Origin of the sequence: Lysobacter sp. KIS68-7, assembly GCF_021284745.1 — a bacterium.
Lineage (GTDB): Bacteria > Pseudomonadota > Gammaproteobacteria > Xanthomonadales > Xanthomonadaceae > Noviluteimonas.
In genome coordinates, this window is the sequence record NZ_CP089925.1 from 2,412,585 (window position 1) to 2,427,777 (window position 15,193).

General features: G+C 66.9%; 16 protein-coding genes and 1 tRNA gene. 10 read left to right on the forward strand and 7 right to left on the reverse strand.

What is annotated here, in order from left to right:
• The first annotated feature begins 82 nt into the window (after nt 1-82).
• Together LVB87_RS11795 and LVB87_RS11800 are read left to right on the forward strand one after the other, a co-directional pair.
• The gene (locus LVB87_RS11795) at nt 83-526 is read left to right on the forward strand and encodes a hypothetical protein (RefSeq protein ID WP_232898153.1); all 444 of its coding nucleotides are present in this window, start codon (nt 83-85) and stop codon (nt 524-526) included.
• A gap of 51 nt (nt 527-577) precedes the next feature.
• Nucleotides 578-667 (forward strand) — tRNA-Ser (locus LVB87_RS11800).
• On the opposite strand, the gene LVB87_RS11805 is transcribed toward LVB87_RS11800, so the two are convergent.
• Together LVB87_RS11805 and dbpA are read right to left on the reverse strand one after the other, a co-directional pair.
• Nucleotides 668-1,189 (reverse strand): hemerythrin domain-containing protein, encoded by a 522-nt coding sequence (locus LVB87_RS11805; protein ID WP_232898154.1) that lies wholly within the window; start codon nt 1,187-1,189, stop codon nt 668-670.
• Nucleotides 1,190-1,297: 108 nt separating this feature from the next.
• Nucleotides 1,298-2,683 carry an ATP-dependent RNA helicase DbpA gene (gene dbpA / locus LVB87_RS11810; RefSeq protein WP_232898155.1) on the reverse strand — a complete coding sequence of 462 codons (1,386 nt, stop codon included), beginning with the start codon at nt 2,681-2,683 and terminating at the stop codon, nt 1,298-1,300.
• Nucleotides 2,684-2,779: 96 nt separating this feature from the next.
• On the opposite strand from dbpA, the gene fabA reads away from it, so the two are divergent.
• From fabA to LVB87_RS11840, 6 genes are all read left to right on the forward strand, one after another.
• Complete coding sequence (gene fabA / locus LVB87_RS11815) at nt 2,780-3,295, forward strand: 3-hydroxyacyl-[acyl-carrier-protein] dehydratase FabA (RefSeq protein WP_232898156.1); 516 nt, start codon at nt 2,780-2,782, stop codon at nt 3,293-3,295.
• Nucleotides 3,295-4,512, forward strand: a complete 1,218-nt coding sequence (gene fabB, locus LVB87_RS11820) for a beta-ketoacyl-ACP synthase I (RefSeq protein ID WP_232898157.1) — start codon at nt 3,295-3,297, stop codon at nt 4,510-4,512. Before fabA ends, fabB begins: the two co-directional genes overlap by 1 nt.
• Nucleotides 4,513-4,531: 19 nt before the next feature.
• Nucleotides 4,532-4,900 (forward strand): CopL family metal-binding regulatory protein, encoded by a 369-nt coding sequence (locus tag LVB87_RS11825; RefSeq protein ID WP_232898158.1) that lies wholly within the window; start codon nt 4,532-4,534, stop codon nt 4,898-4,900.
• 86 nt (nt 4,901-4,986) lie between these two features.
• Nucleotides 4,987-6,750, forward strand: a complete 1,764-nt coding sequence (locus LVB87_RS11830; RefSeq protein WP_232898159.1) for a copper resistance system multicopper oxidase — start codon at nt 4,987-4,989, stop codon at nt 6,748-6,750.
• Nucleotides 6,747-7,562 (forward strand): copper resistance protein B, encoded by an 816-nt coding sequence (locus tag LVB87_RS11835; protein ID WP_232898160.1) that lies wholly within the window; start codon nt 6,747-6,749, stop codon nt 7,560-7,562. Before LVB87_RS11830 ends, LVB87_RS11835 begins: the two co-directional genes overlap by 4 nt.
• Before the next feature lie 35 nt (nt 7,563-7,597).
• Nucleotides 7,598-7,840, forward strand: coding sequence for a DUF6868 family protein (locus LVB87_RS11840; protein ID WP_232898161.1), 243 nt, complete (start codon nt 7,598-7,600; stop codon nt 7,838-7,840).
• A 15-nt stretch (nt 7,841-7,855) separates the two neighbouring features.
• On the opposite strand, the gene LVB87_RS11845 is transcribed toward LVB87_RS11840, so the two are convergent.
• Nucleotides 7,856-8,635, reverse strand: a complete 780-nt coding sequence (locus LVB87_RS11845; protein WP_232898162.1) for a hypothetical protein — start codon at nt 8,633-8,635, stop codon at nt 7,856-7,858.
• Between the two features lie 156 nt (nt 8,636-8,791).
• Between LVB87_RS11845 and LVB87_RS11850 the strand changes: the two genes are divergently transcribed.
• The gene (locus LVB87_RS11850) at nt 8,792-9,658 is read left to right on the forward strand and encodes a hypothetical protein (RefSeq protein WP_232898163.1); all 867 of its coding nucleotides are present in this window, start codon (nt 8,792-8,794) and stop codon (nt 9,656-9,658) included.
• An 18-nt stretch (nt 9,659-9,676) separates the two neighbouring features.
• Here the strand turns inward: LVB87_RS11850 and LVB87_RS11855 are convergent, their stop codons facing one another.
• The 4 genes from LVB87_RS11855 to LVB87_RS11870 all read right to left on the reverse strand — a co-directional run bounded on the left by LVB87_RS11855 (nt 9,677) and on the right by LVB87_RS11870 (nt 14,331).
• Nucleotides 9,677-10,990 carry a tyrosine/phenylalanine carboxypeptidase domain-containing protein gene (locus tag LVB87_RS11855; RefSeq protein ID WP_232898164.1) on the reverse strand — a complete coding sequence of 438 codons (1,314 nt, stop codon included), beginning with the start codon at nt 10,988-10,990 and terminating at the stop codon, nt 9,677-9,679.
• 2 nt (nt 10,991-10,992) lie between these two features.
• Nucleotides 10,993-11,703, reverse strand: coding sequence for an aquaporin Z (gene aqpZ / locus LVB87_RS11860; RefSeq protein ID WP_232898165.1), 711 nt, complete (start codon nt 11,701-11,703; stop codon nt 10,993-10,995).
• 28 nt (nt 11,704-11,731) lie between these two features.
• Nucleotides 11,732-12,673: a transporter gene (locus LVB87_RS11865; protein ID WP_232898166.1), complete on the reverse strand. Its 942-nt coding sequence runs from the start codon at nt 12,671-12,673 to the stop codon at nt 11,732-11,734.
• A gap of 89 nt (nt 12,674-12,762) precedes the next feature.
• Entirely contained in the window at nt 12,763-14,331 is a 1,569-nt protein-coding gene (locus LVB87_RS11870) for a sensor histidine kinase (RefSeq protein WP_232898167.1), read from the reverse strand.
• 186 nt (nt 14,332-14,517) lie between these two features.
• Here LVB87_RS11870 and LVB87_RS11875 point away from each other — a divergent pair, with 186 nt between their 5' ends.
• Nucleotides 14,518-15,186 (forward strand): response regulator transcription factor, encoded by a 669-nt coding sequence (locus tag LVB87_RS11875; RefSeq protein ID WP_232898168.1) that lies wholly within the window; start codon nt 14,518-14,520, stop codon nt 15,184-15,186.
• The last annotated feature ends 7 nt before the right edge of the window (nt 15,187-15,193 follow it).

Consider the following 15,193-nt stretch of genomic DNA (forward strand, 5'->3'; position numbering starts at 1 on the left):
GCGGTCCCGGCGCGTTGATGCGGCCCTGACGCGCGCGCATGCATGGTGCGCGCGCAGAGTCCGTCCCCCAGGAGCCGTCCCGATGACCAGGATCCGAGTCGCCGCCGCAGCGTTGTCGACCGTATTGATGCTCGGTGTGTTGGCCGTTGCGCAGGCGCAGAGCACGGCCGCACCGGCGGCGCCCGGCGCCACGATGGCCAAGCGCCCCGGAGATGCGGGACAGTCGTGGCGCATCAACTTCGACCGCACGGCGAAGGCCGACGGCGTGCTGCATTTCCGCATCTGGCCGTACGGCGCCGACCCCATCGACATCAAGATCCCGGTGGCGAAGGGACAGACCGAGAACGCGATGGCGCGGATCACCAGCGACACGTTCAGCGACACGCTGGACAACAACGACTACCGCACCGACGTGAAGAAGAACGTCGCGTTCCTGATGGCGGTGCACGGCAATCGGCGCTTCGCGCTGGAGCTGGTCGAGAAGCCGGAAGGGACGGACATCGATCTGTATCGCGGCGGGCGTTGACGCTTCGGAACGCGCCGGCTGGGCGCCGGCGCGTTAAAGTGCGCCCCCAGGGGAAGGATGGCCGAGCGGTTTAAGGCACCGGTCTTGAAAACCGGCGTTGTCGCGAGACAACCGTGGGTTCGAATCCCACTCCTTCCGCCATCAACTCGCCCGCACGCGCCCCGCGCCCAGCGACGCCGCCTTGGCCTTCTCCGCCACCAGCAGCTTTTCGGCATCCGGCGAGGCTTTCCATTCCTCGTACTGCTCGTCCAACTGCGCAAGCTCGTCGGCCGAGAACATCTCGCGCGCCATCCGGAACATCGTCTTCTCTTCTTCCTTGGCGTGGTGGTCGACGAACTCGCCGAGGACCTTCGATCGGCCTGCGAACTCGGGCGTATCCGGATTCGCCGCATGGACTTCCGGGATCACCGAGTGCTCGACGGCATGGTGCTCCGACACCGCCTCGGCCAGCGTCTGCAAGCCATCGCGATCCGCGCGTTCCTTGAATGCGGGATAGAAGACCTTCTCCTCCCACTTCGCGTGCGGGATCAGGTGCGCTTCGATCTTGTCCAGCAATTCCGCGCGCCCTTTGACGGCGCGATCGGTCGTGCCTTTCAGGTCATCGAAGAGGCTGCGCAGGAGGTCGTGCTCCTGCTTGAGGGTCTTGAGGATGTCGCGTGCCATGTGCGCTGCTCGATGCGGAAACGAACCGCACCATTACGTTGCGACGCGTCGAAGTCGCGTGCACGCACCCGCAGCCGCTACTGAATCAGTCAGCTTGCACGGTTGACGTTACAGGCGGCTGACCCGAAACTTGCGCGCCTTGATCTTCCCCTGCTGCAGCTTCGCCAGCGCCTGCCCGACGTGCGCGGCCTGGATGGCGACGTAACTGCGCGTGGGGAACACATCGATCTTGCCGATCGCGTCGTTCCTGATCCCCGCATCGCCCGTGAGCGCGCCCACGATGTCGCCCGGGCGCAGCTTGTCCGTCTTGCCGCCGTCGATCCGTAGCGTCGCCATGGTCGCGCGCGGGCCGATGTTGGCGCGCAGGGCGGCGAGCGTCGGGCGACGCAACTCGGCCTTCAGGCCCAGCGCTTCCTCGATTGCACGCAGGCGCGGCAATTCGCGCGGCGAGCACAAGGTGAGTGCAATCCCTTCGCGCCCCGCGCGACCCGTGCGACCGATGCGATGCACGTACGTGTCCGGATCATTGGGCACATCGAAATTGACGACGGCCCCCAGTTCCTCGATGTCGAGCCCGCGCGCCGCAACATCGCTGGCCACCAGCACGTTGCAACTGCGGTTGGCGAAGCGCACCAGCACTTCGTCGCGATCGCGCTGTTCCATGTCGCCATGCAGCGCGAGCGCGGAGAAGCCCAGGTGCGCCAACGACGACACGACTTCCTCGGTATCGCGCCGCATGTTGCAGAACACGACCGCACTGTTGGCGCCATGGTCGATCAGCAGGCCGGCGAGGGCGGCAGGCTTCAGGGCGGGCTCCACTTCGTAGAAGCGCTGTTCGATCGTCGCCTCGTGCGCGGCGCCTTCCACGGTGACTTCGGCGGCATCGTGCGTGGTGCTGCGGGCCACGTCGCGAACCGCCTCCGGAAAGGTCGCGGAGAACAGCAGCGTCTGCCGCTGCTTCGGCGTCGCCTTCACGATTTCGCGGATGGGCTCTTCGAAGCCCATGTCGAGCAGGCGGTCGCCTTCGTCCAGGACGAGCACGCGCACGCCGCGCAGGTCTAGCGCCTTCTTGCGCAGCAGTTCCTGCACGCGGCCGGGCGTGCCGACCACGACATGTGGCGCGTGTTGCGCCAGCGAGGCCAGCTGCGGGCCGAGCGCGACGCCGCCGGTCAGCGTCATCAGTTTCAGGTTCGGCAGGCCAATGCCGAGCTTGCGGATCTGCTTGGCGACCTGGTCGGACAACTCGCGGGTGGGGCAGAGCACGAGCGCCTGCAGACGAATCTCCGCAATGGCGAGCCGATGCAGCAACGCGAGCCCGAAGGCGGCGGTTTTGCCGCTGCCGGTCGGGGCCTGGGCGATCAGGTCCCGGCCTTCCAGCAGGGTCGGGAGGCTGCGCGCCTGCACGGGCGTCATGCGCACGTGGCCCAAGGCATCCAGGCCCCGCAGCAGCGCGGGATCCATGGAAAGATCGGAAAATTCGACGGCTTCGTTCATGCGCCATGATACCGGGACGGGTCCATCCGCCGCCGCATGGCACCAATTTGACACGTTTTGGTTCAAGCTACGCCGTTTCCCCGACGCTACAGCCCCATGTCCCGCCCTTCTTCGCTCGACAAAGACCAGCTGCTGCAATGCGCGCACGGCGCGATGTTCGGCCCTGGCAACGCACGTTTGCCCGCGCCGCCGATGCTCATGTTCGATCGCATCACGCGCATCAACGACAACGGCGGTGGCTACGGCAAGGGCGAGCTGGTGGCCGAGCTCGACATCCGTCCGGACCTCTGGTTCTTCCAATGCCATTTCGAAGGCGACCCGGTGATGCCCGGCTGCCTGGGCCTGGATGCGATGTGGCAGCTCGCGGGCTTCTACCTGCCGTGGCTCGGCGAGCCCGGCCGCGGCCGCGCCCTGGGCGTGGGCGAAGTGAAGTTCACGGGGCAGGTGCTGCCCAACGCGAAGGTCGTGCGTTATGAGATCGACGTGAAGCGGGTCGTGCGCGGCAAGCTGCGCCTTGTGGTGGCCGATGGCCGGACCTATGTCGATGATCGTCTGATCTACGAAGCGAAGGATCTGCGCGTGGGCCTGTTCCAGTCGACGGAGGGTTTCTGATGCGTCGTGTCGTCGTCACGGGCATGGGCATCGTCTCGCCGCTGGGCAACGATGCGGCGAGTGTGCAGAGCGCGCTGCGGGAAGGTCGCAGCGGTTTGCGGGCCTACCCCGAGGAAGCCGAGCACCTGCGCAGCCACGTCGCGGGCATCTGCGATATCGACCTGGAAGCGGTGATCGATCGCAAGCTCAAGCGGTTCATGGGCGATGCGGCGGCGTATTCCTACGTGGCGATGCGCGATGCCATCGCGGACGCGGGCCTGTCGGACGAGGCCGTCCACGATCCGCGCACGGGCCTGATCGCCGGCTCCGGCGGCGGTTCGCCGGAATGGCAGACCGAAACCAGCGACCTGCTGCGCAACAAGGGCGTGCGTCGCGTCGGTCCGTACATGGTGCCGCGCACGATGAGCTCCACCGTGTCGGCCAACCTCGCCACCGCGTTCGGCATTCGTGGCGTGAGTTATTCGCTGTCGGCGGCCTGCGCGACCTCCGCGCATTGCATCGGCGCGGCGGCCGACCTGATCCGCCACGGCGCGCAGGACATCGTCTTCGCCGGCGGCGGCGAAGAACTGCACTGGGGCATGACCTGCCAGTTCGATGCGATGGGCGCGCTGTCCACGCACTTCAACGACACGCCCGAACGCGCATCGCGTCCCTACGACGTGGACCGCGACGGTTTCGTCATCGGATCCGGCGCAGGCATGCTCGTGCTGGAGGACTACGAACACGCGAAGGCGCGTGGCGCGCGCATCCATGCCGAGCTGACCGGCTACGGCGTGACCTCAGACGGCGCCGACATGGTCGCGCCCAACGGCGAAGGTGCGGTGCGCTGCATGCGCATGGCCCTCGCGGGGCTGGACGGCAAGGGCGTCGGCACCATCGATTACCTCAACACCCACGGCACCTCCACGCCGCTGGGCGACATCGTCGAGCTCGAAGCCGTGCGCCAGGCCTTCGACGGCAAGGTGCCCCCGCTGTCCTCGACCAAGGGGCTCACGGGCCATCCGCTCGGCGCGGCCAGCGTGCACGAAGCGATCTACAGCCTGCTGATGTTGCAGGGCGGGTTCATGGCGGCGTCGGCGAACATCGACACGCTGGATCCGCGCGCGGAGGGCTTCCCGATCCTGCGCGAGATGCGCGAAGCGCCGCTGAACACGGTCATGTCCAACAGCTTCGGCTTCGGCGGGACCAACGCGACGCTGGTGTTCAGCCGCGTCTGACGTGGGGTAGAGTGCGGCCGTGCGAACCTGCCTGCCGCTCCTGCGATTGCTGTTGTGCGCCAGCCTTGTGTTGAACGGGGTGGCGAGTGCGTTCGCGGGTGCGTCGACGCACGTCGCGACGCAGGCGACGGCCGCAACGCAAGCCGCCGGTTGCCATGAGGACGCGATGGCCGCGCCCACGCATGAACGCGCACCCGCGCCGGCCCACGATGGCGATTCGTGCTGCACCGACGTGACCTGCCTGTCGCACTGCCTGGGCACCGGCTACGTGGCTGCGCCCGCGATGACGCTGTCCGCACAACTCGCGTCCGTTGCGCCCGCACTTCCAGCGCCCGCGCAACACCGCGCACCGGCACCAACCAACCTGCTTCGACCTCCCATCGGCTAAGCGATCCCTGGCGCGATTTGCGCCGCTTGGTCGTGCGCGCCGGCTTTGGCGCGTGCGGTTCCTGATCGCCATTCGATGGAGTTCCGATGTCGTTCGATTTTCCGCATCGCGGCGCGCTCGCGCAGCCGTCGCGTCGTCGTTTCGTCCAGGGCCTCGCTGCAGGCGGGGCCATCGCGGGCCTCGGTCTGTGGCCGCGTGCTTCCTGGGCGTTGCAGTCCGCAGGCCTGCCCACGGTGCTCGCGGGCACCGAGTTCGATCTGCGCATCGGCGAGACGCCGATGAACTTCACCGGCCGCGCGCGCACGGCCGTCACCGTCAATGGTTCGCTGCCCGCGCCGCTGCTGCGCTGGCGCGAAGGCACCACGGTGAACCTGCGCGTGTCCAACGCATTGCCGCATGGCGCGATGCACGGCGAGCAGACGTCGATCCATTGGCACGGCATCCTGCTGCCCGCGAACATGGACGGCGTGCCGGGCATCAGCTTCGACGGCATTGGCCGGGGCGAGACTTACCAATACCGATTCGACGTCCGGCAGGCGGGCACCTACTGGTACCACAGCCACTCGGCGTACCAGGAACAGGTGGGACTGTACGGGCCGCTGATCATCGATCCGATCGCGCCCGAGCCGTTCGCGTTCGATCGCGACTACGTGGTGATGCTCACCGACTGGACGGACCTGGATCCTGCGGCGCTGTTCGCGCGGCTGAAGAAGATGCCGGGGCACGACAACTACGGGAAGCGCACGATCGGCGACTTCTTCCGCGATGCGAAGCGCGATGGCCTGCGCGCCACCGCCGAAGATCGCGCCGCGTGGGGACGCATGCGCATGACGCCGACCGACTTGTCGGACGTCAACGCAAACACCTATACCTACCTGCTCAATGGCACCACCAGCCTCGGCAACTGGACGGGTTTGTTCCGCTCGGGCGAAAAGGTCCGCCTGCGCTTCATCAACGGCGCATCGATGACGCATTTCGACGTCCGCATCCCGGGCCTGAAGATGACGGTCGTCGCGGCCGACGGACAATACGTGCATCCGGTGACGGTCGATGAGTTCCGCATCGCGACGGCGGAAACTTTCGATGTGATCGTCGAACCGTCGGGGCAGGACGCATTCACCATCTTCGCGCAGGACATGGGCCGCACGGGTTACGTGAGCGGCACGCTAGCCGTGCGCGAGGGCCTGCGTGCGCCGGTACCTGACGTGGATGCCCGCGCGATCCTGATGATGGCGGACATGGGGCACGGCGGCGCGGAGCACGAGATGCCCGCGATGGCCGACATGCCCGACATGCCCGACATGCCGGGCATGGACCACGGCAGCGCGCTGTCGCATCCCGCCAGCGAATCGCACAACCCCTTCGTCGACATGCAGGCGACCGCGCTGTCCGCGCGACTCGACGACCCCGGCATCGGCCTGCGCGACAACGGCCGCACCGTGCTCAGCTACGGCATGTTGCACAGCGCGTTCGACGACCCGGATGGACGCGAACCGGGCCGCGAGATCGAACTGCATCTCACCGGGCACATGGAGCGCTTCGCGTGGGGCTTCAACGGCGAGAAGTTCTCGCAGTCCGAACCGTTGCGAATGACCTACGGCGAACGCCTGCGCATCGTCCTGGTCAACGACACGATGATGACGCACCCCATCCACCTGCATGGGATGTGGAGCGACCTGGAGGACGCGCAAGGCGCGTTCCAGGTGCGCAAGCACACCATCGACATCCCGCCGGGCACGCGCCGCACTTATCGGGTGCGCGCCGATGCGCTCGGGCAATGGGCCTACCACTGCCACCTGCTGTTCCACATGGAGTCCGGGATGATGCGTGAAGTGAGGGTCGAAGAATGAAGACGTCGATCCTTGCCATCGCAATGTGGGCCACGGCCTTCCATGCCGGCGCGCAGGAGCACATGCACCATGGCATGAAGCCGGCAACAAAGCCTGCCAGCGCCGCCACGCCGGTCCCCGAACTCACCGACACCGATCGCGCAGGCGCACGACCGCCGTCGCACGATCACCCTGTCCACGACAACAGCGTGCACAGCTTCGTGCTCTTCAATCGTCTCGAAGCCTTCGATGCCGACAACGGTGCGGGCCAGGCATGGCAGGCCCGCGCGTGGATCGGCACCGACACCGACAAGCTCTGGCTGCGCAGTGAGGGCGAGCGCGTGGATGCCCGCACGCAGTCTTCCGACCTCGAAGTGCTCTACGGTCGTCCCGTCGCACGCTGGTGGGATGTCGTCGCCGGCGTGCGCCACGACTTCAAGCCCGGGGCGTCGCAGGACTTCGCGGCGCTCGGGATCGTGGGCATGGCGCCGTACAAGATCGAGATGGAAGCGACGGCCTACCTCGGCGCATCGGGCCGCACGGCCGCGCGCGTGGAAGCCGAATACGACGCACTGTTCACCAATCGCCTGATCCTGCAGCCCCTGGTCGAACTCAACTTCAACGGCAAGGACGATCCGCAGCGGCATGTCGGCAGCGGCCTGTCGACGTTGGAAGCAGGCCTGCGCCTGCGTTACGAGATCGATCGGAAGTTCGCGCCGTACATCGGCGTGGTGTACGAGCGGGCCTACGGCGACACGGCGGACTTCCGGCGATCGGCAGGCGAGGGCGCCGGCGACACGCGCATCGTGGCGGGCGTCCGCATCTGGTTCTGAGACACTGACGAAGGCTCAACGACGGGAGTTCCGCCATGGACCACGCATCATGGGTTCGCTTCCTGCTGTGGTGCGCCGCCGTGAACTACGGCGTGCTCGTGCTGGTGTTCCTCGCCTGGCTCGCCGCGCGCGGGCCGATGCGGCGGCTGCACCAGCGTTGGTTCGCACTGGGCGACACGCAGATCGACGGCTACATGTACGCCTTCCTGGGCTTCTACAAGCTGGCGACATGGTTCTTCCTGCTGGTGCCCGCGCTGGTGTTGCACCTGCTTGGCTGACGCGATCGCGCGCGCTCAGCCGGTTGCGCGAAAACGTCGCAGCCACTGCCGCGTGCGCACGCGCAGGGGCATCAGCGTGTAGCGATAGAGCTTCGACAAGGCGCGCCGCCTGCGCGGAATGCGCCAATCGAAGCCTTGCTCCATCGCGTACTGGCAAGGGTTGCACAGCCCGCACGGTTGGCCGCCGCGCGGGCTGTGGCAGAACCAGGTCATCTCGAGCAGGTCCGTCCATCCGTTGCGCGCTGCGGCCTCGGACGTCTCCTGCTTCTTCGTCATCAAACCCGGCAGCGCGAAGGGGCCGATCACGGTGCGCAGGTCCGCGTCGGGGCAATCCGGGCGCAGGCGCCAGGTGGTGTAGCCCTGCGGGGTGATGGTCTCGACCACCTCGTCCTTGAGGAAGGTGTATGCGCCGTGCGCGGTCATTTCGATGAGCAACTCGACGCCGTCCAGCCCCTTCTGCTGGCAGTAGCGCGACAGGAACCCATACTGGTTGCCGAAGCGATGCGTGCTCGCGATGCGATCGAAGGCGCGCTGGATCTCATCGTCGCGCTTGAGGTTCTCCAGGCGCACCAGGTGCGAGGGCAGCAAAAGCGTGCGCGTGTGCGGAAACCGTTCGGCAAGCGCAGCGCGGATGCGGTCCATCGCGTCGATCTCGCAGGGTGCCGAAGCGCGGGCCGAATCCACCAGGTAGGTCGGCTCCACGGGCAACCGCTTGTCGAGCAGCAGCTCGAGCAGGCGGTAGGTCGAATCCCATCCGCCGGTCCACAGCAGTTGCACGGGGACTTCATTCGCCATGGCTCACCTCATCTTCACGGGTTCGGCCAGCTTGGCGAGGGCAACTTCACGTCTGCGTGACGGCCCCGGCCAGGGCGGGAACTCAGTAGTTTTACCGGGCCGGCGGCCGCAGGTTTTGCTGACGCCGGGTCTGCGTCGAAGCCGCACAATCGCGGCATGGACCCCAAGCAGATCGTCCTCCTCGCGTTCCAGGTCAGCATCGCGGCGACGGTGTTCGGCTTCGGGCTGGCGGCCACGCGCGACGAGTTGATGTTCCTGTGGCGCCGGCCGCAGTTGTTCATCCGTTCGCTGATCGCGGTGCTGATCGTCATGCCGGCGTTCGCGATCCTGCTCGTGCGCGTTTTCCACTTCCGTCCCGTCGTCGAAGTCGCGTTGCTTGCGCTGGCGATCTCGCCGATGCCGCCGTTGCTGCCGCGTCGCATGCACAAGGGCGGCGGCGAAGACGCCTACGGTATTTCCTTGCTGCTGTGGCTGTCGCTGGTCGCGCTGGTGGCGGTGCCGCTGGCGCGGCTGATCCTGAGCGCGTGGCTGGGGCCGGAAGTCCTGTCGTCCGGGAAGATCGCCAAGGTCCTGTTGCTGATGGTGGTGCTGCCGCTGGTGGCGGGCGCATTCCTGCGATCCCGGTGGCCCGCGATCGCCGATCGCATCGATCGGCCCATCAAGTTGGGCGCGATGGTCCTGCTGGCGATGGCCGTCGTGGTGTTGCTGGCGGTGGCATGGCGCCCAATGTGGAATGCGGTGGGGGACGGCACGATTTTCGCGGTCGTGTTGTTCGTCGTCGTCGGGCTCGCGGTCGGGCATTTCCTGGGCGGACCGTCGCGCGACACGTCCGTGGTGCTTGCGCTGGCGACCGCATGCCGGCACCCGGTCGTCGCGCTCACGATCGCCTCGAGCAGCGCACCCGGCAGCCAGTTCGGCGGCACGATCCTGCTCTACGTCCTGATCGCTTCGCTGGTCGCCACGCCCTACCTGATGTACCAGCACCGTTGCGAAACGCCGCCGCCGAAACCGAAGGTCGCCTGATCGGTCGGCAACCGGTGTTCACCCAATCCCGGATGCGGCGATCTGCTCGTCCTCGTAATCGACGAAGCGGTCCAGGTCGAAGGTATCCAGGCGATAGCGCTGCACCGCGGCCGAGAAGGCCATGATCGACAGCACGCGATCGGGCGAGCGCGCCCACGGCGGCACGTAGTGCGCCGGCGCGATCAGTCCGCTGTCGCGATACGGCGCCAGGCTCACCACGTCGGCCGTCGTCACGCGTCCGCAGAACAGCAGGCGCAGCACCTCGCTGCGTCCTTCCTGCAACGCACGACGGATGAAGCAATACACCATGATGACGCCTTCCAGGTACGCGCCGTCCTTGGTGAAGCAGATGCGCCCGTTGACGTCGCCCCCGCGGAACACGCGCGCGGCGCTGCGATAGCTCTCCACGTCGTTCTGGCCTGCTTCGAGGAACGCGCGGAACACGTCCATGAAGTCCGCGCCGTCCAGCGCTTCCTTCACGCGGATCACGCGCAAGGCCACGCGACGCAGGCGATTGATGTCGATCGCACCGGTGATGATCTCGGAGAAGGTCGCCAGGCCCTCCTGGGTGCGGGTGGTGCGCGGCGTGCCGACGCCGAGCGTCTTCAGGTAGGGCTGGTGCTTGCCGTTGAGCAGGGTTGCGGTGTGGATGAAGGCTTCGTGCTGCACGAGCTGTTCGATGTCCAGCTCGGAGAACATCGCGGTGGAACGGAGGGTGATCTTCTTGCTGCCGGCGGCGGCCTTCGAGGCCAGCGCGGGATCGAGCACGAGTTCGACCTTGTCGTCGGTGAAGAACGGCTCGATGCGTTCGCGGATGCGTTCGGCGAACTGCGCAGCGGTGAGGTCGCACGGCACTTCGGGTAACAAGCGCGTGTCGATGAGTTTGTCCGTCGTGTCCAGCATGTCGGCCGCTGCATCGGCCGCGGTGAGGTCGCCCTGCGACTTGTAGAGCGTGTCGGGGCGGCCGTAGAGCAGGGTGGAGCACTCGGTGAAGCCCGGTTTGCCGATCTGCGTGAGCATCTGCGCGGCGACGCGATAGCTCCACGCGGATTTCCACAACCAATGGCCGATCGGATGGCCGCGATCGATCGTCTTCATCAGCGCTTCGAGTGCGGCGATTTCCTCGTCGAGCTTCTGCGGCTGCGTGGGAGGCTTCGGCATCGCGGGCTTGCCCGCACGCCAGCCTGCGAGGAACTGCGACTCCATGTCCGCCGGCCAGCCGATCGCATCGAGGACCCGGATCTTGCGGCCGAGTTTGCAGAGTGCTGCGTCCGCTTCCAGCAGTTTGCCGAGTGCAGGATCGTCCGTGGGGGATTTTGCGACTGCGTTCATGGCTAATCCTGGTGCATCAACCAGCGATACAGCGCGCCGCCGATGATGCCGCCGATGATGGGGAACACCCAGAAGAACCAGAGTTGCGCGAGCGGCAAGCCGCCGGTGAACAGCGCCACGCCGGTGGAGCGCGCCGGGTTCACGGAAGTGTTCGTGATGGGGATGCTGATTAGGTGGATCAGCGTCAGGGCCAGGCCGATGGCCAGCGGTGCCGCGCTTGCGCTGGCTTTGGGATGCGTGGCGCCCATGATCACGACCAGGAACATCGCGGTCATCGCCACTTCGCTCAGCAACGCGGCCGTCATCGAATAGCCGCCAGGCGACATGGGTCCATAGCCGTTGGTGGCGAAGGCACCGGGCACGGTCGTATCCACCACCGTGCCGTTGCCATGCGCCAGTTGCCAGAGCACGAAGCCTGCGAGCACCGCGCCAAGCGTCTGCGCGACGATGTAGGGCAACAGCCCCGAGGCCGGGAACCGCCCGCCGGCCCACAAGCCGAAACTCACCGCCGGATTGAAGTGCCCGCCGGAGATGTGCCCGAGCGCATACGCGCCGGTGAGCACCGTGAGGCCGAAGGCGAGGGCGACACCGAGCAGGCCGATGCCGAGCGGATTGCCGTCGCCGCCGAAGTTGGCGGAGATCACGGCGCTGCCGCAGCCTCCGAGCACGAGCCAGAACGTGCCGATGGTTTCGGCCAGCAATTTCCTGAGCATGGGTGGTCCCTCCGTAGCAATTGCGACGTCAGAAGCTGACCGTGCCGGTCACCATGACCGGATTGCCTTCGATGCGATTCTTGACGTCGAACTCGTGCAGCCAGCGCGCGGAAAACTCGACCTTGCCGGTCTTGTAGGTCGCGATCGGGCCGATCGAGAGCGAGTGTCCCTTGAAGCCATTGAGGCGATCCGCCGTCGGGCCGGTGTCGTCTTCGAGCTGCTGGATCCAGCCGCCCGCTGCGCCGAAGCCCCAGCCGCTGGCCGTGCGTTTGATCAGCAATGCATCGATGCGGAACACCGCGCCATTCTGATAGTCGGTGGCGTGGTTCTCCGTGTAGAAGTCCACCGCCGCGAGCGTGCTGAACTCGAGCGTGCCGCCCTGGCCGAGCTGCGTGTAGCCCACGGTCGGTGAATACGTCCAGTTGTTGAGGCTCACGTTGGCGAGCTTGTCGGGGTCGTAGCTGCCGCTCGGCGTGTAGATGTAGAGCGCGAGCGACATGTGTTTCGTCTGGCTGAAGTGCCGGCTGGCGATGATCGGCACCACGGCGATGTCGAACGGGCCGGTGTCGCTGTCGCTGGTGGATGCGCCGAAGCGGCCGAGGCGGATGTCGGCGTCGACGTCGACCTTCGCGAAGGGCACTGCGATCGCGGACGCGTAGTTCCAACGCCCTTCGCCCGTGGGCCACACATACATGCCGGTGAAGGAGAGCAACTGGAACTGCGCATCCAGGCCCACCGCCGTGCTTCCGCCGATGGGCACCTCGCGTTGCGCGCCGATGTGGCCGGAGTAGTAGATGTACTGGGTGAGCAGGTTGAATCCCGGCGTCGGCGGAACCACGCCCGCGAACGAAGTCCCTTGGAGTCCGGTGATCGGGCGACCGAGCGCGCCTTCCGTGGCGTGCGCGGACAGGCTTGCCGCGCCGAGCGCGAGTGCGGTGCAGAGAGGGAGGCAACGCGCCAGCAGCGGCATCGGTCGGTTCCGGCGACGACGGGGGTCCTATCCTCCGCATCCCTGCGCCGCATCCCACCCCGACTTCTACGCAGCGGGCCTCAGTACTTCTACCGAGGCGAGGGCTGCACCTTCGCCCCGACGGGGAAGCGCACCTCCACCCGCGTACCGCCCTGTGCCACGCGGGCGAACTCGAGCTGGCCCCGCAGCGTCTTCACGCGTTCGGCCATGCTGATCATGCCCAGGCCGCCATGGCGGGCCGAGGCGTAGTCCGCCGGCAGGCCGCGGCCATCGTCTTCGATGCGCAGCAATGCGACTTCGCCGTCGCGCCGCAGGGCGATGTTCACGCACGAGGCCTCCGCGTGTTTCTCCGCGTTGTGCAGCGCCTCCTGCGCGATGCGGAACAGGTCGAGCTTCTGCTGCTCCGACAGCGCGAAAGTCTCCTCGGTCTCGCAGCGCACCTGCAGTTCCTCGCGCGAATGGCTCGCGCACAAGGCTTCCAGCGAAGCGGCCAGGCTGGTGTAGCGCAGCATGCTCGGGTGCAATTCGTGCGAGAGCCGGCGGATGTCGTCGGACACGCCGAGCAGGTGTTCCTGCAAGGCCTCGATGCGCGCGCGGCCGTTGGCATCGACGCTGCGCTTCAGGCCGCTCAGCTCGATCGAGAGCGAGGCCAGGGATTGGTTCACGTCGTCGTGCAGGTCGCGCGCGATGCGGCTGCGCTCGTTCTCCTGCATGGTCATCACGCGTCGTGCGAGTTGGCCCAGGCGTTCGTAGGAATCGCGCAGCGCATCGTGTGCGAGGCCGCGCTGTTCGCGCAGCGTGGTGAGCAGGAGCAGCACGACGCTGGTGCCGATGGCCCACCACTGCAGGTGCACGATCGTGGCGCGCACGCTGTCGTGCACGAGCGGCCCGGTGCCGAGCGTGCTCAGCCACAGGCAGGCGATGCAGGCGATGGACCAGACCACCCAGCTCCATGCGCTGCCCAAGGCATGGTTGGTCCAGATCAGCAACACGATGGGAGCGACCGCCAGCAAAGGCGCAATGTCGGTGCGCCCGAGCGGCGACATCCACACGACGACGAGCGCGAAGACTCCGAAGGCCGCCATCGCCGACGGCATGCGGGCGGTCGCATGCGTGCGTCCATGGAGCAGGCGCATCACGCCGACGAACGTGGGCACGAGCAGCATGTAGGCGAGGCTGCGCGCGAGTGCCATCTGCACCCAGTCCGAACGTGGCGAGGGAATGCCGAACTGGTTCGACGCCGCGACACTCCACGCCGCGCCCAGCAAAGGCAACGCCATCCCCGCGACCAGCACGAAGCGCGCGGGATTGCATTCGCGCGATTCGTGGATGGGGATGTTCTGCTTCGGATGCACGGCAAGCGCTGCGACCGCAACGAGCGCGAACTCGCCGGCGAGCCGGACGCAGTAGGGCAGCAAGTCGCGGCCCATCGACGCGCACACGAGCGCGCTACCGAGCAACGCACCGGCGCAGCACGCAGCCCAACGCGACCGCGGGCTGGCGAGCAAGCCGCACATCAGGATCGCGCCCGGCCACCACGCGATCTGTGCGAAGAACGTGGCCGTCCAGGGATCGACGGTCAGTCCCTGGCCCAACGCCGTCGCGACGAGGAGCGTCGCGGGTACGACCCAGGCGGCCTGCACGGGTTCATGGTCCATGGCAGAGTCCTTTGCGCGTTGACGTCGGGTTTACAGCGCGTGCACAACACGTGCAAGGGCCGTTGGATGACAGCCGACAATCGGCGCATTCACCCCGTGACCAGTATTCGCGCTCGTGAAACCTCACTTTTTCGTCACCATGGATGAACACGCTCCACGCCAGCCTCACGTTTCGGAGGGGACTGCATGGCGATGATCGCAAGCAACAGCGGCACATCACCCGAACGGGCGCGCCTGTTGCTCGCCGACGATCACGTGCTGGTGGCACAGGGCCTGGAGCGCCTGTTGCTCGAGTGCTTCTGCCGGATCGACACGGTGCGTTCGGGCGAAGCGATCATCGAAGCGGTGGAACGCGATCCGCCGGACATCGTCGTCGCCGACATCAGCATGGAAGGGATGAGCGGCGTGGACGCCATGCGCGTGCTGCGCGAGCGCGGGATCGACACTCCGTTCCTGTTCCTCACCATGCACGCCGATCCCGAACTCGCCGCCGAAGCGATCCAGGCCGGGGCGAGCGGTTACGTGATCAAGGCATCGGCGGGCGACGAACTGGTGCGCGCGATCCTGGAAGTGCTGGCGGGCCGCACCTACGTGACGCCGACACTGGCCGCACGCACGATCCGTGCCGGTGCCGAGCGCTCTGGCAACGGACTGACGCAGAAGCAGCGCGAGATCCTCGTCCGCGTGGCGCAGGGGCTGCGCTCGAAGCAGATCGCCTACGAGCTCGGCCTGTCTGTGCGTACCGTCGAGTCGCACAAGTACACGATCATGCAGGAGCTCGGCGTGCACAGTACGGTGGAGCTCGTGCGCAAGGCCGCGCAGGCGGGCCTGATCGCGATCGACGTCCCCCACTGAGGCGTCT